Below are 24,069 nucleotides of genomic sequence, written 5' to 3' on the forward strand. Positions count from 1 at the left end.
AAATCGGAAGGTTGGGGGACTTGCGGCTCGTGTCTAGCTTACCAACCTCGGCTTCCTGCCAGACGAGCTGGCAGGGGAGCAATACATGAGGACTTGTGGGATATACACAGGCTGGAAGCCTATGCCACTTATTTTTCACGCGATGCTAAGCTTAACGCAGAACACCGGTGCGAACCACCCAATCCGAGTATGCCGAAATCGCGGCCTTATACCATCCACTGCGGTTGCGACTTGGCATGGTCGCCGAACCAGCCTCGTCGTTTGCCCGCGTCGACTAATCGCTGCGGGGGCCGAACGACCAACAAAGTGAGCAACGTAATCACCGCAATCCCCAAAACCGCCAAGACGCGGCGTAAGTCGGCGATCGCGTAAACGCCACCATGGCCAACCGGGATAATCTCGGAAGATGCAATCGGCAGATTGTACTGTTTGGCGAGCTTGACAGCGTTGATCATATTGATCACCGGAACCCCAGACGACAAGAACCGAGCCGCCACACAATCGTTCGGTGATGGCTCTCCGCTGGCGGTCGGCACCGTCCCGGCTTGGGCCACGCCTAGGAATCGACTCGGTGACAAGGCCGAGATCGGCTGAATGATGCCTTCGCCGAGCGTGTCATTTCCGATCGTCCCTCCGACCGAGGCGTCTCCACCACCGACATTGATGTAAACCGCGTAAGAGTCGTCTTCGACCGCTTCGGAGTACGCCAACATGCGCCGCTCGATCGCGTCTTGGTCACTCTCGCTATCCATCAATGGCAAACCGCTTCGCTCGATCGACGCTTCAAGGATGACGCGCGTGTCATCGGTCATTCCAGCCGCGCGATCTTGAAAACCGCCACGGGATACCATCAAGCTGCGATGAGCAAAGATGCCTTCATCGTAAAGCAGCTTTTCCATATCCGGCCACATCAGGTCCGGTTCGTTGGCACCGAATTGACTCGAGGCGGCGCTACTGATGATGACAGGGCGACATCCGAGCGATTCGGCGGCACTGTAGACCGCGATATTCAATGCCGGAAACGATCCGGTGCAGCCGATGGCAATCCGGTCGCCGGGACGGACACCCGCATCGACGAGCATTCGCATCGCGACGGCGGCAAAGTTCGGGTTCACACTCGTTTGCTTCGCTTCGAGGTGACCGGGCAACGTTGTCACCATGGACATCGAAGGGCCGATCATGCCGGTGTCGGCAGGATCATGAAGGTCAAGCAACGCGTGCCCGAGTTGTACACGACGACAGTGAATCGCCTCAAACGCGGCCTCGGCTCGCTCGGATGCTTCGAGCATGCGATCACGCAAATCAGGGATCTGATAAGCCGTGCCGGCGAAGCTTTCGAGCGCCGGCCAACGGGCTGGCACCAATCGGATCGCCATGACCACGGCGATCGAACCGATTGCCAAGAACACCAACGACCAAGAAGAGATCTTCTGTGGTCGATAGTATAGTTTTTTCATTTCAGGTTTCGTTGGGTCTTAAATTGGGTAGTGAACGAGGCCACAAGAGAATGAGTATTGGACGATGCCATGAGCCGGTCTTCGCTATGCCAACGAAGTGACGCCCATGGCGACCAACACTAGATGGACGAGCGACGATGCGATGATCAGCGGCGATAACGTTTGGATGACACCGCTGCGGGAGATCCACAACGCGACCAATCCGGGGATCACGAATCCGATCACGGTCATGTTTTGCAACCACGCCAGCGACATCTCGCCCGAGGCCAGTTCCGCCGCCGAGCCACCCACCAGCGCCATCGAAACACCCGGCCACACGACTTCGAGGATCGCTCGGAGCGTCGCCGCAACGGCGAAACCGAATACCATCGTGAGCACGACTCGTCGTCGTCCGAAAAGGATCGCGTATCGGTCGATTTCGTGGACCATCCACGCGGTAATCAACGCTGCCGCGATTGTCGCGATCACCGTCAACGGTTGATCAAACGACAACGCCAAGTATCCGGGTACGATCATGCCGCCGACGCTCAATCCGAATGCTTCGGTGAACAAGAGACTGACGACCAGTCCGATACCGATTGACAAAGCTAACCATTCCATTTCAGACCATCTCCATCACACGTTCGCTATTGGACGTTGTCTTTCCGGCCGCAACGATCGGCTTGGAAAACTCGACACAACTGTTCGGATCTGCAAAGAAATCAGCCAACGCCATCCCAGGTCCGGCGATGTTGCCGACTCCCATCAACAGCATTCCCGATGCGGTAGCATTTTCATTGGTAGCGGTCGGGGCGTCGGCTTGCGGTCTGGATGCCGTTGTAGTGGCCGAAACCAACTCAGCCGTCTTGATCGCGGCCGTCGTGTGGCTTGACTTGGCTTTCTCGGCCGCAAACGACTCGATCAGCATCGAGACGACTTCGTCACCATTGGCGTTACCCAAGCAAAGGATGTGATCGGGGTTAACGCCACCTTTGAGCAGCCGACGCAAAAACACGTCGGTACCTGATCCGATGATGACGAATCGGTCCGCTTTGCGCCACTGGACACAAGCATCGGCCATCGTGACGCTGCGGTCGATCCGGTCGACCCGGCAGTTCATTACCAGGACGCGACGCTGCACACCCGGGAAGTAATCATAGGCCGCATCCCAAATACGCGTTGTCGACTCGGGATCGTTGGCGGCGAAGGCGTTGACGAAATGCCACGAGTCGCCACGAACGGTTTGTTGGTGAACACGCATCGCGCCTGGATCGGGTTCGGCGGCCCACATGCCACGCAAGGCGACGTCGCGGTCAATGCCGAGCTGTTGGCACACCGCCAAAGACAAGGCGACATTCTCGGCATGCTCGAGATATGAAAACTGCGACAATTCTTCGGCGGTCACGTTTGCCGAATCGGCGGCCGTGATGCTGTGCATCGTCGTACCCCGATCCTTGCAAGCCGCATTCATGACTTGCAATGAGTCGTTGCGGTCTTCGGCGGTCAACAGCGTTCCGGCAACCGGTACCGTCGCCGACAAAGCGCGGGCGACATCGAGTCGTGTCGGCCCCATGACGTCCAAATGGTCGGCGCGAGCATTCGTGATCACCCCGTGAGTGGATCGGACCAGCTTCAATTCGCAGACCGATTGCAACAACGGTTGCAACGCCATGCACTCGATCACGAGGGCTTCGGCCTGCTCGGCGACGGCCGTCTTGACGATTCGTTTTTGCTCGATCACGTTCGCGCGGTCAGGACGGAAGATCGGCAGTTCGCGACCATCGGTAAAAATCATTCGTGCGAGCGTGCCCGTTGTCTTGGCACACGTTCGAATGCCGCCGGCACGCAATCCAGCCGCGATCAATCGCGTGACCGAAGACTTTCCTCGGGTTCCATTGACGTGAATTCGAAATGGGATCTTTTCAAGCTGGCGACGATACCACCAGGCTTCGGCAAGAGCGGCCGCACCAACGATAGCGGCAACCGCTACCAACGCACACAATCCGTTCACGAACGGTTCACTTTCAAAAGGATAGACGCACGCCACCCATTCGATGCCGACGTTGGCACAGGGGGAAAATGGGCAGCCAAAACGACAAACCGGGAACCAACTGCACTCCAGCGATTGGTTCAATTCAGGGAATGAGGACCTTCACTTCGTTGAACGAAGGTGGTCGAGGCTGAGGAAAAGGCCCGTGAACGAGTCAGCCAAACTCTTAATGCTCTTGGGTGAACGCGAGAATTATTCTTTAGGATCGGCAGGAGTAAAGAGCAGTCCTGAAGAAATTTTCAAGGTTCTTTGAAAGTTCATTCGCGGACCACTCAGTGCCACCTACAGGAATCCGCTGGACCATTAAAGGTTTGAATTCCTCTTGACCAAATCACCCAATTGTCGGTCTCGTTCATACTGCGTGGCAAACCCGATCGAACTGCGACGCACGCCCCAAATGGAGTCGGCTTGCAGTTGAGGCATTCCTTGCTGACGAGCATCGTCGCCGTCTCGATCCATCAACACCCAGGCGGCCACGTCTTGAACTCGTGTCGTGATCGCAGCGTCAACAAACATCGATGGCTTCACCTTCGGCAACAATTCGTCAGGCCGTCGGGCCAACATCCGGCGATCGGCGAGTGACTCCGAAATCGCCTGCCAGCGGTTCCTCCATTGGGGTGATCCGGATGTCGAATCGGCAAAACTTCGTCGCTGTATTTGACGCAATGCCAACATGGAAACCGCCCAGTCGACTGGTAAACGGTCTTCGGATTGCCCGACCGAATCCGCGATCCGTAAGGCGGTGGCGTCACGCCGGTACATCAACGCCAGTCGCAACCGTTGCTCGACCGACCAACCGTACGGGTTGTCGCACAAAGTCCGGTCGATCAACCGCCCCAGCAAACGCGAATCGCTCAAGACGCTCGACATTGTTCGATCGGCCCATTCGAAATGGTCCAGGCGGCGATAAACCACCCTCGCTTCGACCGCGTGATAGTGGGGCTCGGTCGGTGCGATGCACCCGAGATGACTGATAAAAATGTCACAGTCGTCCTTCGTTTGCCCGTCAATCGCAAACCACCGCCACGATGGGCCTGCCTTGCCAGCGAGCCGAGCGAACACTTGCCGCGACTCGAGGTCGTCGCCGGCTCGAGCCGCGAAAGTTTGCCAGTGCAACGCCAGGCAACCGGACGGCTCGAGGTTGGTGGCAAGGTGTGGAATCGGGGCCAAGTCGGGCTCGAGAAAATCTTTCAATTCCCATGAATGTTGCGTCTCATCCAAGTCCGCAAGCAGGCGTTCCAAGCTAAGCTGAGACTCCAGATCCGCATTCAATCCGGCTCGCAATAGGCCCCGCAACAGATGCTGTCGGATGCGATCGAGGGTCATTCGATCGGCATCACGAACAAGCCTTCCGATTTGCTCCTCGGCCCTGACTCGGGTCGCCGGCCGGTCATCACTGAGGGCTTCTGCCCAAATCAAGGCCTCTTGAATCGCCTCGGAGTCGCTCGATACTCGCCCATCGGCCCCCCGACCCTCAACCATTTCGATCAAAAAAAGGCAGCCAACCAGCGTCGCGGGGACGACCAACGAAAAGACCCTGCCCGCTCCATTGGAACGGGCTCGCAGTAAATCTAGCATCCATTTACCCAACGCAAGCGTTTTGTCTGGGAGTGACGAGAGTTCGGACAATCACAAGTCTAGCTCGCAAACCCAGGCGGGCAAAATCCGCGACGTTTATCCTAGTGCTTTGTCTAGATTCAACTTTAGGGTTGGCAACATTAGCCGTTTGGGCGCTAGCGGGCTGTCGATTTAATTAGCCGTACCGCGTTAGCGGCGGTTCCCGCGACCGTTAACCGGGGCTAACGCCCGTCGGCTAATTGTTGTCACTCGGTATACGATTAAACCGACAGCCCGCTAGCCCCGGTTCTTGCGACGAAACCGTGGCTAGCGCCAAAACGGCTAATCCTAAAATCAAAGTTGGACGAAGCACTAGTAGTCTATCGCAGCTCAATTTTCGGGTAGAGGCGTCTTAATTTGATCCGAGCGTCTGCGGTCGTGAACTGCCAATCGATTCCCGTTTGACGCTCGTTTCGCGCGGCATACCACTTGGTAATTCGCTCGCCTCAGCGACCAAAAGGGTTCCTGGGGGAAAGGGGGCCTTACGGAGCGATTCGGCTCAAGCAGCGACCAAAGCCAAACTTGATCAAAGGTTGCCAACTGACAAAGGCTCGTGAATAATCCGGGCTAGCGGGCTGTTGATTTAGTGGTATCGAAACCCGAAGCGTGAGTTTTTGAAGTTGCGCTTTTGCCTGTGGCATTGGTTTATCGTAACCCGAAGCGTAAGCGAGGGATGAGTCAATATCAATTATCCCTCGCTTACGCAGCGGGTTACGAAAAAAGCGCAACTTCAAAAAGCGTGAGCGAGGGATACATACAAAGGACTTAATTGCGATGAATCCCTCGCTCACGCTTCGGGTTACGATTAAATCAACACGCCGCTAGCCGCGGGCATTGCTCAACGCCCGACGCTAGCGGGCTGTTGATTTAGTGGTATCGCGACTCCTTTTCGTTTAACGGCAAGCCGTAGGCGTCAATTGGGGGCATCGCCGACGCCTTCGGCTTGCCGTTAAACGACTAAATCAACAGACCGCTAGCGCGTTCGGCTCACCCTAAAATTAGATTTTGACGAAGCACTAACTTGATAAACACGAATTACCATTAGGTACTCTTCCCCATGACCACTGAAACCGAAAATCAAACCGACTTGGCATCCGCTTGTCTCCAAATCGCCCGTCAAGCGAAAGCCGCCTCTCGCCGTTTAGGTTCACTCGACACCACGATCAAAGACCGGTGGTTGAGCGAGTCGGCGGATGCGTTGATCGAAGCGACCGATGCGATTATCGAGGCGAACGAACAGGACTTAGCCGCCGCCCCGGCTTACGGTCTGACCGATGCCAGCATCGATCGCTTGCGGCTTGATGCGGCGCGGATCGAAGGCATCGCCAAGGGGCTTCGCGAGATCGCGTCCCTGAAAGACCCGATCGGCGAAGTCCTTGATGGATTCACACGCCCCGGAGGCATGCGGATTGAAAAACGGCGGGTGCCGTTGGGGGTCGTATTTTTTATCTACGAGAGTCGGCCCAATGTGACCGCCGACGCGGCCGGAATTTGCGTCAAGAGCGGCAATGCGGTCATTTTGCGGGGAGGCAAAGAAGCCATGCACAGCAGCCGCGCGATCGTATCGGTATTGCACGAGGTCGCTGCTCGGGTCGGGGTTCCCGAGCATGCGGTTCAATTGGTCGAAACGACCGACCGGGCCGCCGTCGGACATTTTCTGAAACTCAACGACCAGATCGACGTGACGATCCCCCGGGGCGGCGAGGGTTTAATTCGCCGGGTTGCCGCCGAGGCGACCATGCCGGTCATCAAGCACTATGACGGCAATTGTCACGTTTACGTCGACGCCACGGCGAACATCGACATGGCCGTCGATGTGATCGAAAATTCCAAATGCCACCGAATGGGTGTCTGCAACGCTTGCGAATCGTTGCTTATTCACGAATGGATCTTGGCCGACGCGTTGCCCGCGATTGCCGCCCGATTGGCCTCTCGGGGAATCGAAATGAGAGTGGACGAGCGAGCGGCCGTGCACGTTCCCGGCGGCATTCCGGCTACGGAAGAGGATTTTTCGACCGAGTTTTTGGGACCTACGATCAGCATCGCGGTGGTCGATTCGCTTGACGAAGCGGTTGAACACATTAATCGCTATGGCTCCGGACACACCGATGCGATTATGACATCGGAGATTGCAGCGGCGGAGCGTTTTACCGATTTGGTCGACAGCGCCGCGGTCATGGTCAATGCCAGCACTCGGTTCAACGACGGCGGAATGTTCGGTCTGGGAGCCGAAATCGGTATTTCCACCGATAAGTTTCACGCCCGAGGCCCATGCGGGTTGCGGGAATTGACCAGCTACAAGTACATCGTACGTGGGAATGGTCATTTGCGGAGCTAGGATTTTCGATGTCAGACGAAGCACTCAGCCAGAACCAGGTCGAAAACCTGCTCAAGGCGATGGAATCAGCCAACGCCGATGCCGATGCCGATCCAGATTCGGACGTGCCCGCTAAGGCGCCCGAAACCAAAGCGGGAACCAAAGCGGGTGCCGCCGACCAAGCAGGCGCGGCCAGTCAAAATGACATCGATAGCCTACTGGCCGCCCAAAATTTAGGCGGTGCCACCCAGGCGAAGCCTGCTCCGCGACCCAACGAAGCCCAACCGCGGGTGCGAACGTCTTCCGGGAAGCCTTATTCGCCGGGGGTCCCCGAAGGTGCTCGGGTCGCCGCGTACGATTTCAAACGTCCCGAACGTGTCGGCAAAGACCAAATGCGGGCGATGCAGTCGCTCCACGAACAAATCGCTCGAAATTTCGGTGCTTCGATCTCCGGTCTGTTGCGAACGATGCTGGAAGTCAAATTGCTCAGCGTCGACCAACTCACTTACAGTGAATTTGTTTTCTCGCTGGATAACCCGAGTTGTTTCAACATCGTCAAACCCGCACCGCTGGAAGGGCATTGGGTGTTGGACATCGCACCCTCTCTGGCCTATGCGATCATCGACCGTATGCTCGGTGGCGAACCGGTTCCCGGCGAAACGATCCGTCGTCCATTGACCGAGATCGAAACGCGATTGATGTGCCGCGTGGTCGATTTGTTCCTTGAACAAATCGTTCCAGCTTGGGAAAACATCGTTACCTTGGAACCCGTCATCGAAGCCACCGAAAGTAATCCACAACTGGCACAGATTGTCCCTCCCAATGAAGTCGCGATCTTGATCGGATTCGAAGTGCTCTTGGGCAAGAACCGCGGCATGATGAATTTGTGCATCCCTTTCAATACGATCGAAAGGTACAACGCGAAATTATCTCGCAACGGTTGGGTCGGCTATGGCAAAACGACTCCCACCGAACGCTCGCGTCGCCGTATCGCTAGCAGCATCGACGCTGCCCCGGTCGATGTGGTGGTAACTTTAGCACGCAGTCGGATCAAAACATGTGACCTGTTGGACCTGTCCGTCGGTGATATCATTGCGACCGAGCAAGACGCGAACCTGCCTTTGGAACTTTCGATCCAAAACGTTCCCAAGTTTCAAGCCACGGCAGGCGCTTATAAAGGCAAGAAAGCTGTTCAGATCCAGCAAATGATTGAACACAAACCTCACTTGCCGATCGATAACGACGAAGCGGAAGCGTCCGCCGTGAACGACGAGGTAGCCAACGCGGTAGCCCAAGCCGAGCAAATTCTGGAATCGGTTGAAACGCATTGATGTTCCAATTGCGTGTCGGGCGTGGAACGACTTGACTTTCACACAACCAGGACAAACGATAAGACGTTGTGTTCTACCGGTGGCTCGTTCGCGTTGTCTGATCCCCAAGATGAACGCTGCTGCAACGCTTGGGAACTGATAAAAATGTCGCGATTTTTCTTTGGAATGTTATTGGGGGCCGTGTTGATGTACGGCGCGATGCACTACCACCTCGTCCGGGGCGATGAAGGTTTTTTCCTCGTTCCCAAAGTGACCAATCAGCTCGGTGAAGTTTATGTCGACATCCGCGGGTTCACGTTAGACGATTGGCGGGAACACAAACCGCTTGCCGCCGCAATCATGAAAAGCAATCGCTCGGAGTTGCTATCGGATGCGGCATTGGGCGGATTTCGGCAGAACCTTCATTCCGTGGTCGACCGTTTATTCTCCGACGAATAAATCTCCTCGCGGCAATCCCTGCGAATGACGCATCGGGATCGTTTGCTAGCAAATCGGCGGCCGAATGACTTTGATTTTCGACCTTGACGGTTTCGGGCAGATGGGAACAATTGGACGAATCGAACGAGCAGGAGCGAGTTCGGCGCGGGAAAGGAATTCCCGTGACAACACCATCTCGACCACCGGACCGTCTCATCGGTCATGCAGTCGAAGTGGCATTGTGAAACTCTTCCCGTCAGCATGGAGGCGACGAGATGCATCACGCAATCAATCGGCATCGTTCACAAAATGCCCACGTCTTTTGGACTTCCCCATTCGTCGCTCGGTCCGAATCGTATTCGCGGAAGGGTCGACTCAGTAAGGCGTCCCTCTTAGCGATTAGCAACGGCCGTTCCGATTTGGCCCCGTCCGATTTGCCGAGTACGCCCAAAGCGGACCTGGATTTATCCGGTAGCGAACCAAGCCATCTGCTGAAGATTCACGAGCCGTCGGACTCGGCGTCGTCCCACAACGATGTCGTCAATGACACGGCGCGTTCGCTGAAGGACCTGTTGCCCCAGGTACGTTTTTTTTCCGGCGACGACATTCGGTTTGAATCGATCGCCGAGTCGGTGCAACGATGTACTCCAGGGCAGTTGGTGGTTTATCGAATCGGCTTGGATTGCCCGGTGGAGTTCATCGCCACGGCGCTCGCACGCGGTGCGGCGGGGATCTTGACCGAGCAAGTCCTTCCCGTTCCGTTGGTTCAGTGCATCGTCGGGGATACCGATCGCGCGTTGGCCGAGATCGCTTCGCGAGAACTGATTGATGAGAACGGCACCCGTCCCGATCAGCGTTTGCTGACCATCGGCGTGGTCGGCGAGAGTGGCAAGACATCCACCGCTCTATGCTTGGCGACGGTCTTGAAAGACTCCCCGTGCCGTGTCGCCTACGAAACCGATTTGGGACATAGCGACGGGATCGGTTCCGAAACGATTGATCAGCCGGTTCCTCGTGGTGCGGAGCTGTTGCGCCGCATTCATGAAGCTGCCGATGCGGGAGCCGCCATTGCCGTTTTGGAACTCGAAGACAACGCATTGCGTTCGGGCGGCTATGATCAGATCGGTTTGGACATGCTCGTCATCACCGGTCGCAATCGCCCACGAACTGACTTTGGTCCTTCGGCGATCGATTGTGCGATCGAACGTGTGTTGCCCGATGGCATCTTGATTGTGAATGTCAGCGATGCGACCGCCATGTCAGCGGCGACGGCGTCCGGTTTGACGATTTTTAGCTATGGTGTCGATACGCCGGCAGACGTTTCATTGAAAACGGCTCATCATCAAGACGGCGTATTGACCGCGATGATCCGGCACGAGATGAACTCGGCGATGATGGAGTCGACGATCGGATTCGGTTGTTTCACCGCACCCTTGGCCGCTGCCGCGGCGGTGGGCGTGGCGACCGAAAACCCGCTGGTTCAGATCGCCGAGTCGTTGAGCCGTTTGCGCTCGATTCCCGGTCGGATCGAGCGGATCACTTGCGAAGATTGGCAAACCGCTCAAACGCAGCCTCAAGTGTACTTGGACGCCTGCGGCAGTCCCGCTCGGGGAGCCTTTGTCCTGGAACATCTGCGGGAACAACTGCGAAATCACGTTGAGGGAGCGACCGGTGTTGTTGAGCCGATGCTCTTCTCGATGGAAGACGTGGTTCAATCCCAGCGAACTCGCGGCGGGCAGATTTGGTGCGTTCTGGCGCCATCGATCGAGGACACTTCCGAAACGTTGATGTTGTACGGGCGGTTGCTCGAAACGCTGCCCGATCATTGCATCTTGACCTGCCATCCTTCCGAGAAAGCCGGCTTTTTGGCGATGAGCCACGCCGTGCTCGACGGCGTCGAGGACTGTGCGGCGATGCGATTGGTTGCCGACCAGGAACGCGCGATCGGTTGGGCGATGCAGGCGGCGCGACCGCAGGATACGATCATTGTGCTGGGCGGATTGGATCGCTCCACGCCGCTCCGCCAACGCGCCGACATCCGCCGTGTGGAAGAGCTGATCGCGGGGGTTCGATCTCGATCAAGTCAAAACGCCCCCTCTCCGGGCGAGCCGGCGGCTCCACCGAAGTTAAAATTGTTTCATCCTGACGCTTGACGAACCCATCGCCTGTGGGCGGTAATGGTGCCAATGCCCACTGACACGAATCGCCAACGATTGCACGATGACCTTCGCGGACTAGTTGAAGGGGAGGTATTGTGCGACAACGTCTCGCTGCAACTCTACGCTTCCGACGCGAGTATTTATCAAGTTCGACCGCTCGCGGTCGTGCGTCCTCGTTCGGCGGCCGACGTAACGGCAACGGTTCTGTACGCGAACGACCAAGACCTACCGATCCATTGTCGTGGTAGTGGCAGCGGCGTCGCGGGCGAGTCGCTCGGCCCGGGCATCGTGCTGGACATGTCGACGCACTTACGGCGAATGATTCCGTCGGACGACGGCAGTCGCATCACCGTCCAAAGTGGTGCGACACTGGCGAGCGTCAATCGCCTACTGAGCCATTACGGCCGGTGGTTCGGCCCCGATCCCGCGACTCGCGCGATCACGACGATGGGCGGCGTGATTTCGACCAACGCCTCGGGTAGTCATTTCCTGCGCAGCGGTTCGGCCCGCGATACGATCGAATCGGTCCGAATGATCAACGCGAGCGGCCAATTGGTCGAGTTGGCTCAACATTCGCCGGACTTTTATCTGCGAAACCATATTCAACCGCCGGCGAGGACCGATTCGTCGCACCGTAACGAGCCCGACGCACCTGGAGAGACGGAGTTCATCCGTCGAGTCGCGAGAGGACTGAATGAAATCCGCAATCAATTCAAAGATCCATTGGCAGCCGGCCCGTTCCGCTCGCCGGCGAGCAACGGCTATCGAATCGATGACGTGGTTGATCATCAACGCGTCGTAGACTTGGGCAAGTTTTTCGCCGGGACACAAGGCACGATCGGGGTCATGATCGATGCGACGTTGCGGACCGAGCTAATTCCCGCTCATCGCGGTGTGGTGTTGTTGTTTTTTCACCGGCTTGACTCAGCCATGCGAGCAGCCGTTTCCGCACTCGGCCATGGTCCGATCGCCTGTGACGTGATGGACCGGCGGTTGTTGCAGATCGCCCGCGAAGGCGAAAAGCGGTTCACGGACTTGGTCCCCCGCGAAGCCGAAGCGGGTATGTTGGTCGAGATCCAGGGTGAATCGTTAGGCGACCTCTACCATCGTTTGGCCATCTTGCGGCAAGTACTCGCCTCGGGCCATGACGCCGCGTTCGCGTCCGAAGATACCGTTCAAAATGAACGACGAGATTTATTCTGGGCGTTGTTTCGTCGCGTGATCCCGCGTCAGTACCGCGTCAGCGGCACCGCGTTGCCGTTGCCGTTTGTCGAAGACATCTACAGTCCGCCGGAGCAGATTCCGCAGATGTTGGTCGCGGTTCAGGATGTCTTGAAACGGTTCCACGTCACCGCCACCGTGTTTGCCCACGCCGGTCACGGCCAGCTTCACATTCGACCGATGTTGGACATGGCCGATGGGATTGACCGCAAACAAATCCGACCACTCAGCGAAGCGATCGCCGAAGCGGTGTGGAAACTCAAAGGCCAGATCGGTGTGGAACATTGCGCCGGGTTAAGTCGTTCGCACCTGATGCCGATGCAATTCGGCGAGTTGTGGCCGGCGATGGGCCAAGTGAAACGACTTTTCGATCCACAACACCGGTTCAATCCCGGCAAACTCTTCGGCGCGATTCTGCAAAAGCCAGACGAGAACCTACGACCTGCCGACCAGACCATTGAAATCGTCGCATCGGGACGCAGCGTCTTGCCGATGCGTCGAAGTTCGGGGCAAACGAATGCGGCGACCGAACCGGACTCCGTCGACGAACTAGACGAGATCGAATCGAAGAGTGATTTCCCCGAAGAAGTCGCTCGGAAGCACGCATCGGGTTTCACCGAATCCGCAACGACCAAACTGGTCGCCTCCCTATTGCCGCACCAACCATCGCCTCAACTTGAAGTCTTGCAGCAGTGGCCGGGCGGTTCGCCGATCACCAGAACCACGCGTGCATGCAATGGTTGCGCGCGTTGTCGTGCGCACAACGACAACGAGCGGCAGTGCCCGATGTTTCGGATCACGGCGACCGAAGAGGCATCCCCACGGGCCAAAGCCAACCTGTTGCGTGGTGTTTTGAGTGGTGAACTTTCGGTCAACGAACTCACCGGAGAGCGAGCCAAAGCGGTCGCGGACCTTTGCTTCAATTGCCATTCGTGCCGGGTCGAATGCCCGGCATCGGTCGATATCCCCAAGGTGGTCGGCGAGATCAAGGCGCAGTACGTGGCGACCAACGGCTTGCCGTTGTCGGATTGGTTGATGGGGAGGATCGATGTCGTGTCCGCCGTCGCCTCACGAGTTTCTTGGCTTTCCAATTTCTTGCTCAGACGTACCGCCGTGCGATGGCTGGGGGAGCGACTATTCGGATTGTCGTCGGCGCGGGAGATCCCCGCGCTCGCCGGTGAGTCGTTCGTTCGATACGCGACGCGACGTCGGTGGCACAAAGCGTCTCCCCACGGCGGATTGAAAGTGGTGTATTTCGTCGATCACTTCGCCAACTATCACGACCCGGAAATCGGCCGCGCACTTGCTGAAATTCTGCAACACAACCAGATCGGTTTTTACGTCCCCGTCGGTCAATCGCTCAGCGGGATGGCCCGGATCACCGCTGGCGATTTGAAGGGGGCCCGTCGCGTGGCGAGGCGGAACGTGCGGATTCTGTCCGAAGCGGTTCGGCAGGGTTACACCGTGTTGGCGACCGAGCCGGCTGCGGCACTGTGTTTGCAACACGAATACCCGAATCTGCTCGACAACGAAGACGCTCACCTAGTCGCCGAACATTCTCACGAAGCGTGCGAATATCTTTGGTCGTTGCATCAGGAGGACCGACTGACGCTGGAGTTCGCACCGATTCGGCATCGTGTTCTCTATCACCAGCCTTGTCACAGTCGAGTGATCGACGCAAACATGTCGGCCGCCCGTTTGATGCAATTGATCCCCGAACTTGAGGTCGAAGTGCTCGACAAAGGATGCAGCGGGATGGCCGGAACCTGGGGGCTGCAGCGGAAGAATTATCGCAATAGCCTGCGGATCGGCTGGCCGATGGTTTCAGCCGTTCGACGAGCGACGAACTGTTCGCCGACTACCGAATGCAGCGCGTGCAAGTTGCAAATGCAACACGGTGGAGACTACGAAGCCATCCACCCCTTGAAGTTGCTTGCCCACGCCTACGGCCGGTTGCCGTGCCCCGATTTACGTCAGAGGTAAACGTCGGCGAGCCGGAAGATTCAAGTTCCGACGCCCCGAAGTTCGCCGCCGATCTCAATCGCGAGGTGGTCGCACGTCCTTGGTGGCACCCGCGCCGGTTTGCGAGGCTCGACGATTCTCGCGTTGAATCGCGTCATAGACCTCTTGTCGGTGCACCGGAATCGCCTGGGGCGCCTCGATGCCTAAGCGAACTTTGTCGCCGCGGATGTCTACGATGGTCACAACCACGTCATCACCAATCATGATGCTTTCGTCGCGGTGTCGGGAAAGGACGAGCATGATGTCCTCGGTTTTGGATATCAGGGGGGAAGATCAATCGGACCAAATTGGTTGGAATCGTGATGCTATCGGTTCGGCAATCCTTGCCGTGATCTGCATTCCATCGCAACGATCAAGCGAGGTCTTCAGTCAGAAACAACACCCGTTGTTTCGCCTCGCTAAGAAGATTGATCGACCGTGGGCAAGAATTTATCCACGCCCGCCTGAGAAGGTCCGCACTTGCCGGTCGTGCGGGTTCGCCACCGTGAATCGATTGTTTTAGGCGGCGCGTGTTTGGCTGATCGGCATCGGCTCTTCGAGCGAATGAACTTTCGTTGGCAACGGTTGTCGTAACGGGCGGTCATCGTTGGTAATGACTTGGCAACCTAACCGCCGATCCAGGTTGACTAGCAACGGGGCTCGCAGGTTCGTGGTTAATTTTCCGACATGACCGGCCACGGTGGTCATGATGTAGACCTCTGAACCGCTCGTTAAATGCAGACTCGCTAAATCCCGACGTCCAATGTGAACACGGTAATCAGGAAAAAAAGCTCGGGGACTGATGACCGCCAAGGCGCGATCGCCGCGAACCGCCGACTGCAACCAGGCAACCGATTCGTTATCTGGATCGGGAATTAACGCCCATTGATGCAGTGTTTCCATCCCAACGAGTCCTTGAGGAAACAAGAACAGTTGATCGGCGTTGAGTTCCAAGGTGCCGAAGCGATGGGTGTCGATCCGCATGGCAGACTTCCGGTTCGCAGGTAAGTGAGAAAAATCAAGAAAGCCGTCGGGCCACTCGGCCAAATCAGAGCTTCTCTCGTACTTTTAATCGGATAAAACCGACGGTCCGGATGACCGATTATTCCGAATATCCTGAAAATAGGATCGCAGGACGATGAATTCAGTGATCGCCACGTTTCGCCTATTGAAATGCAAACGATACAAGTCCGAAGCGCAGGGGCGTGTTGATGTAGTCGTAACCCGACGCGTAACGGCGTGTTGATTGAGTGCACGTTTGGGCGTTTTCGTTTAACGGCAAGCCGCAGGCGCCCGCGTCTTCCAACTCTGTCGCCTGCGGCTTGCCGTTAAACGATTGAATCAACAGACCGGCAAGCGAGGGATAGTTGGCGGCGGTGCCGCATTAACGTTGCTTGCTCAAGAAGATCGCTTCACCGGTGAAGTGAGATCGCAATTCCGCGTCGGACCATGATAGTTTTCCGACCGCCGGATCGCCGATCAGCCATCGCCCACCGTCGGTGCGGCCCATGACCGTCACAGCATGTCCGGCAAAACGGTTTCCCAAAAATCGATTTTCGATCACTGAACCGCTACCGGTCGGAAACTGAACCACGGCCACCAACGGTAACTGCCCCGTTGCAATCCAACGCGACGGATCGCGACCGGCCACCTTGGCGACGTAACCATGTTCTCCGGCGATCGACTTCAATCCTCGATAAAGTCCCAACGGAGCCGTCCCCAACCGACTGCTCAGACAAGCTTCGGCGAGCAGGAATTCGTTGGCAGGAATATCATGATGTCGCAACAGAGTCGCCGCAGCGGCCGGGGCGCAGCTCGACTCATGGGATTGCAGACAAACACCATTTTTCCATTGGGATTGGGCCGGCAGGTCGAGCGGAAAAAACACCGGTCGAGCGATCGGCGTGGCGACAAAACCGATCGCCAACGCCATAAAAATCGCCACGGCGATCGGCCGGAGACCGCGTCGCAGTCCTCGGGTGTGGCCGACCAGCCCTCCGGCAAACCCCAAAGCGATCGGGGTAAGATTGGACCAACAGAGTACGGAGCTGGATTGAATCGTCTCGGCCCACACCAGACGGCCGAAATAACTCCATCCCAACAGGAACGCGAGGCTGATCATCCCCAACAAAACTGCGTGCTCACAACGCTGCGACTTGACTTCATAACGGCTGCCGATTCGATAGGCGAGGAGAGTCAAGACCGTCATCACAAGGACCGCGAAGGCCAACTCGGAATCAGTTCGAGACAATCCTGAGGTCATCAAAGCCCCTCCGGCTGCGGTTACATCCGCTTACGATGAAAATGAAGAAACGACGTCTTTATTGTGAAGATCATGTTAACTATACGTGAGTGGGGAGCCGCAGTGCGCGGGCAATACCCCCTTTTCGTCGCAAAAACCCGGATTTCTTTATGAAGAAGTGCGTCTTTCGCCAATTCGGTGAGATTTCACAATTGTGAAGACGATGTGAAAGCAAATGCGATGCCGAATTGGATGAGCGCAACACGGCGCGTCACGACGCGATGATTTAATCGTAACCCGAAGCGTCAGCGAGGGATTCATCACCATTAAGTCCTTTGTATGTATCCCTCGCTCACGCTTCGGGTTTCGATGAGGACTAAATCAACAGCCCGCTAGCGTCATCGGCTCACAAAAACTGACGAACGCACTCGATAACGAGCCGGTCAGCGAAGGACCGATACCGTTCCCAAGACCGCAGATCGAGGAATCGGCCCCCGATGTCGGCTGTCGATCGAGACGGGGACGTTGTCACCAACAACATAGATTTGGTTGTCTTTTAATGTGACGTTGGTCCACGCGGGCAACCGATCGTCGGTCCGATAAACGATGGGCCGATCGATCCGCAGGCGAGTGGGAATGACCGATGGAGAACCCTCGTCTTTCGCCGTTCGGTCAACAGAGTCCGCCGGCTCGACCCGAAATGCAATCACCGCTGGCATTTCGACGTGTTCGATGCGATTGAACACCACGCGAATCGATGGTTCGTCCGGTTCCATCATGATCGTTTGAACGGCCGCTTCGCTCGAACCGATCCGCCACCCCTGGCATCGGAAATGAACTCGCCGCCGAATGCTCGATTTCGACTGCCAATCAATCGTGACCAGGATTTGATTGACGGGATGCAACGTTCGTTCGAGATGCCAATTGCATGGATAATCATCCATGATTTTTGCTGGCCGACCGCCACGGTAGACGGACCGATGCGTGTACGTCCAATAGCCCTCTTCATCAATGTGCCAGCGTCCGTCCATTGGCAGACTATCGGTCGCAAAGACATCCCATGACGTGTCGCTGACCGCAATTCGGTTCGGACCTAAACCGACTTGCGAGAACTTTCCAGATTCGTCAGTTGTTTGAATCTTCGCCCATTGAGGAAGACAACCGTCGACCAACAATTGCCCCAGCGGATCGACCGAGACACGTTGTCCTCCGACGGCCAACACACGTTTGACTTCCGCGATCCGCTTGCCGTTCGCAGCGGCGTCGGAATGATCGAATCGGACTGACGGTGACGACTCCAGGACCACAACATCGCCGGGTACGATCGCAGCACGATCTGTCTGGGTCACTTCCAAGCGATCCGGCGGCAGACGCTCGACGATTTCGGGAGCCGAATCATCGTGCCGTCCGCAATTCCAACAAAAGTGTTTTTTCTCCGAGGCGGTTTGGCGGACCACCTCTGCGTCGACCCGAGTTCGGATGTGACACGCGGGGCACCGAACGACCACCGAGGCATCCCATAGGGTCGGATTCATGGACGTCCCGGCGACGCGATAGAACATTCGCTCGGATTGAGAGACGTTTCGGCTACGGCAACCAACCAAGTATGCCGTGCTCGCGAACGTCATCCAGCTCACCCATCGGCGGCGAGTGATCGTCTGGCCATGGTGGTTTCGTCGCATAGGGAGAGTCCCTGCGGGTGACGTTGGCAAGAAAATGGACTTGCATCCGTGCGTGAAAATACGCTAACGGTCAAGCAACAACGTAAGGACGCGTTGTGTTTGCCCGCAGAATTGGAATCCTACCATGTCACATCGTTTGATCGGCGAAGAGACGAACCATCCTTTAGCCATAATTGTCGAATCGGTCGCTTCGAATGTTTTGCGGCAACACGCCGCAGCCATTTGCCTGGAAGTGGACATCGATTTTTCGCTCCGTTTGCCCACCGATTCGGCATCGTTTTGCCAGTTGATCGAGAGTCTCGTCCGTCAGGCGATCAACGAAATGCCTGAAGGCGGGGAGATGACGATCACCGGATGTCAAACGCCCACCGGAATTGAAATCGAGATTGCCGATACGGGCACCGACGTCGCCCATCGGGCATGCAAGTTGCCGATGATCGCCGCCGCCATGGCCGCCGAGCTGTCATGGCAAAACTGCCCGCAAGGCGGGGCCGCTGTCACGGCCAAGCTGCCCACCTACCATCAATCCGCTCGCCGCCGAGCCGCCTGAGATGTTCAATCCGTTGGCTGCGACCACCATCGGTGCTCTGGAACAAACGCTCTCGTTTACCGAGCGGCGTCATGAGTTGTTGGCAAGCAACATCGCGAACCTGAGTACACCGGACTATCGCAGCCGCGACCTGAACGTCAGCGAGTTCCAAGCCTCGCTGGCAAAGTCCATTCAAGATTCCAAACAATCGGCCACCTCGCAGATGCCGACGATGCCGGGCTTTCCGCCTGAACTGGCCGTCCAATTCGGGCTCGCCGGACCAGCCGGAATGTCACCGGGTTCGATCGAAGACCCGCGGCTTCAACCCGTCGGTCCGACCGCAGCGGAAACGCGTGACGATCGATGGAGCGGCCCTCGGGCGGCCACCGAAGCGATCGTCTACCACGACAACAGCGACGTGTCATTGGAAGAACAAGTCAATCGAATTTCTAAAAACAAACACCTCCACAACCTAGCCATCTCGACGCTGCGAAACCAATTCGAGCTATTGCGAGCGGCGATCACCGAACGCGCCTAAAGCCTATCCAAAAACCGCTCTCAGAATTAGCCGATGGGCGTTAGCACCGGTTTTCGCGACTCGAACCGCGATCAACGCGATGCAACGAATGGTTATCGGATCGGCACTCAGTACCACAAAGGACAGAAAATCATGATGGTCAGCGCAATGGACATCAGCACTTCGGCGCTCGTTGCCCAACGAACTCGACTCAACGCGATCTCGGGCAACATCGCCAACATCTCATCGCTCGTCGACGAGAACGGCAACCCGAACCCTTATCGCGCCCGCCAAGTGGTTTTTCAAACCGACGAGACGAAAGGCAAGGGAGACGCGGCCGGTGTAAAGGTATCGGAGATCCTGGTCGATCAATCCGAGCCGCTTTATCGCTATCAACCCGAACACCCTCTCGCAATTAAAGAGGGCGAATGGGAAGGCTATGTGGCCTATCCCAATATTGATTTGACAACGCAAATGGTCGACGCACTCGAAACAACCCGCGCCTATGAGGCGAACATCGGCGTGATCGAAATCAGCAAAGACATGAGCCGTCAGCGACTCGCAATCCTGGCATAGAGCCTCTGCGAAAAGGGGTCTGACCCTTTGGAAGCGATTCGGTTTTGTTGTTTCTTGTTAACGTCGGAGAGGGTCAGACCCCTTTTCGCAAAGGCTCTTAGTCTGACTGATGTCCACACCCCTTCGCTTCTCTCCGATCGCACCGCCGGCTATACCGTCGTTTGCGCGAATTGCGAAGATCGACTCACTCGGCACATCACATTCCCAAACAAGCGGCCTTGCGAGTTCACCAGGGTTTTCGCTTAATCTCGAAACCGCCGGAACGCAGTCCATTGGATCGCCTTCGCAAGACATCGGTGGTTTGCCAGGACTGTTGATCAATCAAGTCCGCGGTGTCCAGTCGATGCAGTCGGGTGCCGACGCGATGGTCAATACGATGCTCACCGGCGGTGACGTCAACGAAGCCGAAGTGCTCACGTCGGTTCAAAAAGCGGATTTGGCATTTCGAATGTTGTTGCAAATCCGCAATAAATTAATGGACGCCTACCGCGAAGTTCAGCAAATCCAAATCTGATCTGAGTTCTTATGTTGCAGACCGCGATCGAACAGTTCCGAAACGTTTTCAGCTCGATGCCGATTCCCTCACGGGTCATCGCCGGGTTGTTGCTCGTCGTCATCGTGCTCGCGCTGGGGTTCCTGGTTCGCGGCGGCACGTCGACTCAATACGAATACCTGCTCGGCGGAAAGCTACTTGATGAAAAAGACATCGACGCCGCCGAGTTAGCATTCGGTAGCGCGGGATTGACCGGGTGGGAACGTGAATCTCGCCGGATCAAGATCCCCATCGATCAACGTAGTGCGTATCTTGCGGCGCTCGAACAATCCTCCGCACTGCCGATGTCGTTGCGAACCCATGTTCAATCGGCACTCGATTCAACATCGCCGTTCGATTCGAGTGAACAACGCATCGCCCGTGTGATGCACGCCAAAGAACAAGACCTCAGCGACAACATCACCAAGTTCCCCGACATTCGCACTGCGACGGTGCATTACGACGAAGGCGAGCGGATGGGATTGTCGCGCAGCCGTCCGCAATCGGCGAGCGTGATCGTTCAACCCGAAGGGTTGCAACCGTTGTCGCAAGCTCGCGTGCAAATGATCAAAGAAATGATCCGTGCGTCGTTTGCCGGAATGCGGGTCGACGACGTGCAAGTCACCGACACGAACAGCGTCACGATGCCCGGCAGTGGTGAGGACGAAGATCCGTTGTCGAAGAAACAACGCGAGAAGGAAGCTTACTACGAACAAAAAATCCGATCGCAACTCGCCGGCTACGGACAAATCCATGTCAAGACGTTCGCCGAGATCGACCCCACGATGGGCGTTGAAAAAGCCAGCTTGAAGTACGCCGATCAACCCACCACGTTGGCCGAAACGTCTCGCAAGATGGAAGTCGAATCTTCCAGCCCCGTGCCCGGCGGCGTACCAGGGGCTCAACCCAACACGATTTCCAACCGTCCGGCGAAGATCGACGCGACAGCGCGGACGTCGAAAACCAAAGAAGACGAACGAACCAGCAGTAAGGTCGCCGGTCAGGAATACGAAACCACTCGCATCGCCGGGTTGCCCGTCAAACGAATTCGCGTTTCGATCGGTCTGCCACGTAGTTACTACCGCAAAGTTTGGGCGGAAGAATTTCTCATAAGTAACCCCGACAAGACCGGCGCGGATGCCCCTGCGATGGACAACGACGAATTGCAAAAGTTGCGAGATCAAACCAAGCTCGCGATTCAGTCTGCGGTCACTCCCATGCTGCCCGAGGTTTCCGCCGGCGAAGACCGATTTCCGTTAGTTGAAGTCTGGGATTATCCCGATCTACCGGAACGGGACGTCGCCGATTCGGGAACCAGCCAAGCGGCACTGACTTGGCTGGCCGACTCCTGGCAAACGATCGCCATGATCCTGTTGGCCGGGATGGCGTTGCTGGTCGCCCGGGGAGCCATGAAATCCATCGGCGGTGATGCCGATCCGGCAGCTTTCGCCGAAGGATTCGGTTTGGAACTTCCGGCCCCGCCCGCGCCATCGGAGGAGGTGGAAGGCAAGACCGAACAAATGGAGATCACCGGTGGTTCACTCAAACAAGAATTGGTCGGTTTGGTTGAGAACAATCCCGAGGTCGCCGCTAATGTACTGCGAAGTTGGATCGGCGAAGCCGCGTAGGATAGATGTCGATTCCTCCAACCTATCGAACCTGGCTGGTTCACGCGATCCGATGTTCGATCTTGGCTGGCTTGTTGTTGCTGTTGCCTTCGCCCCATGGACGGTCGCTCGGCGAGCGACTTGCCTTTGGCAATCTCACCATCGATGACGAAGCCGCCGTTTCACCACCTACGCTCGAACAGGTCATCGCGGCAACGGGCGGAGCGTTTGAGGTCGCTCGTGTCGAACCAACTGCGAATGATCGGGGCTTGTTTGAACTGCAAGATCAGGCGGGCAACCGGATCGGATGGGCCGCTCGCACCTTGCCCGCTGCTCAAGACGTCGCCGGTTACCGCGGGCCGACCGAAGCGGTCTTGATACTTGATCAACAACAAGCGATCGTCGCCGTCGATGTGCTCGGCAGTCACGACACCGAAGAACACGTCGACGAGGTTCGAAACTCGCCGGCGTTCCTGAATCAATTCGTCGGCTTAACCTGGGGCGGTCGATCGATCGACGACTCTTCCGTTAACATCGACGGCGTCTCCGGTGCCACACTGACAAGCCTCGCGATGGCACGCGGCATCTTGAAACGACTCGGCAGCGAAACACGTTCGTTGGTCTTCGATCGGCCGTTGAGTTTGGAGGATGCTCAAAAAGTTTTCCCGGACGCTCAAGGCGTTTCCGGTGATCCGGTGGCGACCGTCGTCGCCGACGTTGACGACCCCGAGTCCGTTCTGGGCACGCTCGTTCGGACCGGCGCATTCGTCGAGAACGAAGTCGGTTATCAAGGGCCGACGGAAATGCTGTTGGGTTTCGACGGCGACGGCAAACTGCTCAAACCGGTCGTGCGACAATCCTTTGATAACGAACCCTACGTCGGTTACGTGCCACAGGAATATTCCTTTTGGCAATTCTTCCGTGGCAAGACAATCACCGAACTAGCGGCATTCAACGTCCAAGCTGAGGGAGTCGAAGGCGTCTCCGGGGCGACCATGACGAGCATGGCAATCGCCTACACGTTGCCCCAGGTGGCGGCGAAGATCGAAGCAACCGGGGGATTGAAGCAGTGGACGGCCCCCTCCCCACCGCCGGGACGTTGGGACCGGATCGAGCAAGCGATCAGCCAGATCCGATGGACGCTTGCCGACGGCATAACGATCGGGCTCATCATGTTGCTCGCCGTTCTCGTCGGGACGCATCAAATGCGACGCAAGCCGATTCGCACGGCGTGGTTGATATTGGTGATCATTGGTATCGGTGGATGGACGGGCAATTTAATTTCGCTCGCTCTGATCGCCGGTTGGACCACGTCAGGCGTCAGTTGGTATTTGGCGATCGGCTTGGTCGGACTCGTTGCGGTTGCGATGGTGATCCCGCCGACACGTCGCGGCAATCCCTACTGCAACCATCTGTGTCCTCACGGCGCGATCCAGCAATTGATTCGGCCCGGTGCCACATCGAAACGAAAACGCAACTTGCCGCGAGGATGGCATGCTCGTTTGGCCAACTTACCCGCCGTAACGCTCGCGGTCGCGTATGTGTTGCTGTTGTTCCGGCCGCAAACCGACGTGTCCGTGCTCGAACCCTTTCATGCTTACTTGTGGACAATCGCATCTTGGTCGGCGATCGTGTTCGCGGTCGCGACCCTGCTGTTTTCCGCGACGATTCCGATGGGCTATTGTCGATTAGGCTGCCCGACGGGGCGTTTGATTGAACACATTCGGCTCAAAACGAGTAGTAATCGATGGAGCCGATTTGATTGGGCGGCATCGGGTTTGCTACTCATTGCACTCGTTTCATTTTTGGCAAGACGATCGATCGTCTGAGAAATT

At 56.9% G+C, this 24,069-nt stretch carries 19 protein-coding genes; 11 read left to right on the plus strand and 8 right to left on the minus strand.

What is annotated here, in order from left to right:
- Window positions 1-206: 206 nt before the first annotated feature.
- The 4 genes from pgsW to Pla100_RS21090 all read right to left on the minus strand — a co-directional run bounded on the left by pgsW (window position 207) and on the right by Pla100_RS21090 (window position 5,064).
- The gene (pgsW, locus tag Pla100_RS21075; RefSeq protein ID WP_146579865.1) at window positions 207-1,457 is read right to left on the minus strand and encodes a poly-gamma-glutamate system protein; all 1,251 of its coding nucleotides are present in this window, start codon (window positions 1,455-1,457) and stop codon (window positions 207-209) included.
- An 84-nt stretch (window positions 1,458-1,541) separates the two neighbouring features.
- A complete protein-coding gene (pgsC, locus tag Pla100_RS21080) occupies window positions 1,542-2,057 on the minus strand; it encodes a poly-gamma-glutamate biosynthesis protein PgsC (RefSeq protein ID WP_146579867.1) in 516 nt (171 codons plus the stop codon).
- Window position 2,058: 1 nt separating this feature from the next.
- Complete coding sequence (pgsB, locus tag Pla100_RS21085) at window positions 2,059-3,447, minus strand: poly-gamma-glutamate synthase PgsB (RefSeq protein WP_146579869.1); 1,389 nt, start codon at window positions 3,445-3,447, stop codon at window positions 2,059-2,061.
- A 342-nt stretch (window positions 3,448-3,789) separates the two neighbouring features.
- Window positions 3,790-5,064 (minus strand): hypothetical protein, encoded by a 1,275-nt coding sequence (locus Pla100_RS21090; RefSeq protein WP_146579871.1) that lies wholly within the window; start codon window positions 5,062-5,064, stop codon window positions 3,790-3,792.
- 1,096 nt (window positions 5,065-6,160) lie between these two features.
- Between Pla100_RS21090 and Pla100_RS21100 the strand changes: the two genes are divergently transcribed.
- From Pla100_RS21100 to Pla100_RS21120, 5 genes are all read left to right on the plus strand, one after another.
- Window positions 6,161-7,441 carry a glutamate-5-semialdehyde dehydrogenase gene (locus Pla100_RS21100; protein WP_146579873.1) on the plus strand — a complete coding sequence of 427 codons (1,281 nt, stop codon included), beginning with the start codon at window positions 6,161-6,163 and terminating at the stop codon, window positions 7,439-7,441.
- Window positions 7,442-7,449: 8 nt separating this feature from the next.
- Complete coding sequence (fliM, locus tag Pla100_RS21105) at window positions 7,450-8,751, plus strand: flagellar motor switch protein FliM (RefSeq protein WP_146579875.1); 1,302 nt, start codon at window positions 7,450-7,452, stop codon at window positions 8,749-8,751.
- A gap of 144 nt (window positions 8,752-8,895) precedes the next feature.
- Window positions 8,896-9,189, plus strand: coding sequence for a hypothetical protein (locus Pla100_RS21110; RefSeq protein WP_146579877.1), 294 nt, complete (start codon window positions 8,896-8,898; stop codon window positions 9,187-9,189).
- A gap of 254 nt (window positions 9,190-9,443) precedes the next feature.
- Window positions 9,444-11,321, plus strand: a complete 1,878-nt coding sequence (locus Pla100_RS21115) for a Mur ligase family protein (protein WP_146579879.1) — start codon at window positions 9,444-9,446, stop codon at window positions 11,319-11,321.
- Window positions 11,322-11,354: 33 nt separating this feature from the next.
- On the plus strand, window positions 11,355-14,531 hold the full coding sequence (locus Pla100_RS21120; protein ID WP_146579881.1) for an FAD-binding and (Fe-S)-binding domain-containing protein: 3,177 nt from the start codon (window positions 11,355-11,357) through the stop codon (window positions 14,529-14,531).
- A gap of 54 nt (window positions 14,532-14,585) precedes the next feature.
- Here Pla100_RS21120 and csrA read toward each other — a convergent pair whose 3' ends face one another.
- From csrA to Pla100_RS21140, 4 genes are all read right to left on the minus strand, one after another.
- The gene (csrA, locus tag Pla100_RS21125; protein WP_007325270.1) at window positions 14,586-14,810 is read right to left on the minus strand and encodes a carbon storage regulator CsrA; all 225 of its coding nucleotides are present in this window, start codon (window positions 14,808-14,810) and stop codon (window positions 14,586-14,588) included.
- A 258-nt stretch (window positions 14,811-15,068) separates the two neighbouring features.
- A complete protein-coding gene (fliW, locus tag Pla100_RS21130) occupies window positions 15,069-15,533 on the minus strand; it encodes a flagellar assembly protein FliW (protein WP_146579883.1) in 465 nt (154 codons plus the stop codon).
- A gap of 400 nt (window positions 15,534-15,933) precedes the next feature.
- The gene (locus tag Pla100_RS21135) at window positions 15,934-16,800 is read right to left on the minus strand and encodes a cysteine peptidase family C39 domain-containing protein (RefSeq protein ID WP_231603304.1); all 867 of its coding nucleotides are present in this window, start codon (window positions 16,798-16,800) and stop codon (window positions 15,934-15,936) included.
- 434 nt (window positions 16,801-17,234) lie between these two features.
- On the minus strand, window positions 17,235-18,473 hold the full coding sequence (locus tag Pla100_RS21140) for a S26 family signal peptidase (RefSeq protein WP_146579887.1): 1,239 nt from the start codon (window positions 18,471-18,473) through the stop codon (window positions 17,235-17,237).
- 124 nt (window positions 18,474-18,597) lie between these two features.
- Here Pla100_RS21140 and Pla100_RS21145 point away from each other — a divergent pair, with 124 nt between their 5' ends.
- From Pla100_RS21145 to Pla100_RS21170, 6 genes are all read left to right on the plus strand, one after another.
- Window positions 18,598-19,023, plus strand: a complete 426-nt coding sequence (locus Pla100_RS21145) for a histidine kinase (protein WP_146579889.1) — start codon at window positions 18,598-18,600, stop codon at window positions 19,021-19,023.
- A 1-nt stretch (window position 19,024) separates the two neighbouring features.
- The gene (locus Pla100_RS21150) at window positions 19,025-19,540 is read left to right on the plus strand and encodes a flagellar basal body rod protein FlgB (RefSeq protein WP_146579891.1); all 516 of its coding nucleotides are present in this window, start codon (window positions 19,025-19,027) and stop codon (window positions 19,538-19,540) included.
- Between the two features lie 135 nt (window positions 19,541-19,675).
- Window positions 19,676-20,095 carry a flagellar basal body rod protein FlgC gene (gene flgC, locus Pla100_RS21155; protein WP_146580044.1) on the plus strand — a complete coding sequence of 140 codons (420 nt, stop codon included), beginning with the start codon at window positions 19,676-19,678 and terminating at the stop codon, window positions 20,093-20,095.
- A gap of 109 nt (window positions 20,096-20,204) precedes the next feature.
- Window positions 20,205-20,609 carry a flagellar hook-basal body complex protein FliE gene (locus Pla100_RS21160; protein WP_146579893.1) on the plus strand — a complete coding sequence of 135 codons (405 nt, stop codon included), beginning with the start codon at window positions 20,205-20,207 and terminating at the stop codon, window positions 20,607-20,609.
- 56 nt (window positions 20,610-20,665) lie between these two features.
- The gene (locus Pla100_RS21165; RefSeq protein WP_231603306.1) at window positions 20,666-22,255 is read left to right on the plus strand and encodes a beta-cystathionase; all 1,590 of its coding nucleotides are present in this window, start codon (window positions 20,666-20,668) and stop codon (window positions 22,253-22,255) included.
- 5 nt (window positions 22,256-22,260) lie between these two features.
- The gene (locus Pla100_RS21170; RefSeq protein WP_146579897.1) at window positions 22,261-24,063 is read left to right on the plus strand and encodes an FMN-binding protein; all 1,803 of its coding nucleotides are present in this window, start codon (window positions 22,261-22,263) and stop codon (window positions 24,061-24,063) included.
- Window positions 24,064-24,069: the final 6 nt, after the last annotated feature.

It is taken from the genome of Neorhodopirellula pilleata (genome assembly GCF_007859915.1).
GTDB lineage: Bacteria > Planctomycetota > Planctomycetia > Pirellulales > Pirellulaceae > Rhodopirellula > Rhodopirellula pilleata.

What these genes read in the sequence shown, in the direction of transcription:
- Pla100_RS21160 (WP_146579893.1), top strand. Translation starts at nt 20,205, where the DNA reads ATGTCCACACCCCTTCGCTTCTCTCCGATCGCACCGCCGGCTATACCG.
- Pla100_RS21110 (WP_146579877.1), top strand. Translation starts at nt 8,896, where the DNA reads ATGTCGCGATTTTTCTTTGGAATGTTATTGGGGGCCGTGTTGATGTAC.
- fliW (WP_146579883.1), bottom strand. Translation starts at nt 15,533, where the DNA reads ATGCGGATCGACACCCATCGCTTCGGCACCTTGGAACTCAACGCCGAT.
- csrA (WP_007325270.1), bottom strand. Translation starts at nt 14,810, where the DNA reads ATGCTCGTCCTTTCCCGACACCGCGACGAAAGCATCATGATTGGTGAT.
- pgsW (WP_146579865.1), bottom strand. Translation starts at nt 1,457, where the DNA reads ATGAAAAAACTATACTATCGACCACAGAAGATCTCTTCTTGGTCGTTG.
- Pla100_RS21145 (WP_146579889.1), top strand. Translation starts at nt 18,598, where the DNA reads ATGTCACATCGTTTGATCGGCGAAGAGACGAACCATCCTTTAGCCATA.
- fliM (WP_146579875.1), top strand. Translation starts at nt 7,450, where the DNA reads ATGTCAGACGAAGCACTCAGCCAGAACCAGGTCGAAAACCTGCTCAAG.
- Pla100_RS21140 (WP_146579887.1), bottom strand. Translation starts at nt 18,473, where the DNA reads ATGCGACGAAACCACCATGGCCAGACGATCACTCGCCGCCGATGGGTG.
- pgsC (WP_146579867.1), bottom strand. Translation starts at nt 2,057, where the DNA reads ATGGAATGGTTAGCTTTGTCAATCGGTATCGGACTGGTCGTCAGTCTC.
- Pla100_RS21090 (WP_146579871.1), bottom strand. Translation starts at nt 5,064, where the DNA reads ATGCTAGATTTACTGCGAGCCCGTTCCAATGGAGCGGGCAGGGTCTTT.
- Pla100_RS21115 (WP_146579879.1), top strand. Translation starts at nt 9,444, where the DNA reads ATGCATCACGCAATCAATCGGCATCGTTCACAAAATGCCCACGTCTTT.
- Pla100_RS21165 (WP_231603306.1), top strand. Translation starts at nt 20,666, where the DNA reads ATGCCGATTCCCTCACGGGTCATCGCCGGGTTGTTGCTCGTCGTCATC.
- Pla100_RS21170 (WP_146579897.1), top strand. Translation starts at nt 22,261, where the DNA reads ATGTCGATTCCTCCAACCTATCGAACCTGGCTGGTTCACGCGATCCGA.
- Pla100_RS21150 (WP_146579891.1), top strand. Translation starts at nt 19,025, where the DNA reads ATGTTCAATCCGTTGGCTGCGACCACCATCGGTGCTCTGGAACAAACG.
- flgC (WP_146580044.1), top strand. Translation starts at nt 19,676, where the DNA reads ATGGTCAGCGCAATGGACATCAGCACTTCGGCGCTCGTTGCCCAACGA.
- Pla100_RS21120 (WP_146579881.1), top strand. Translation starts at nt 11,355, where the DNA reads ATGCCCACTGACACGAATCGCCAACGATTGCACGATGACCTTCGCGGA.
- Pla100_RS21100 (WP_146579873.1), top strand. Translation starts at nt 6,161, where the DNA reads ATGACCACTGAAACCGAAAATCAAACCGACTTGGCATCCGCTTGTCTC.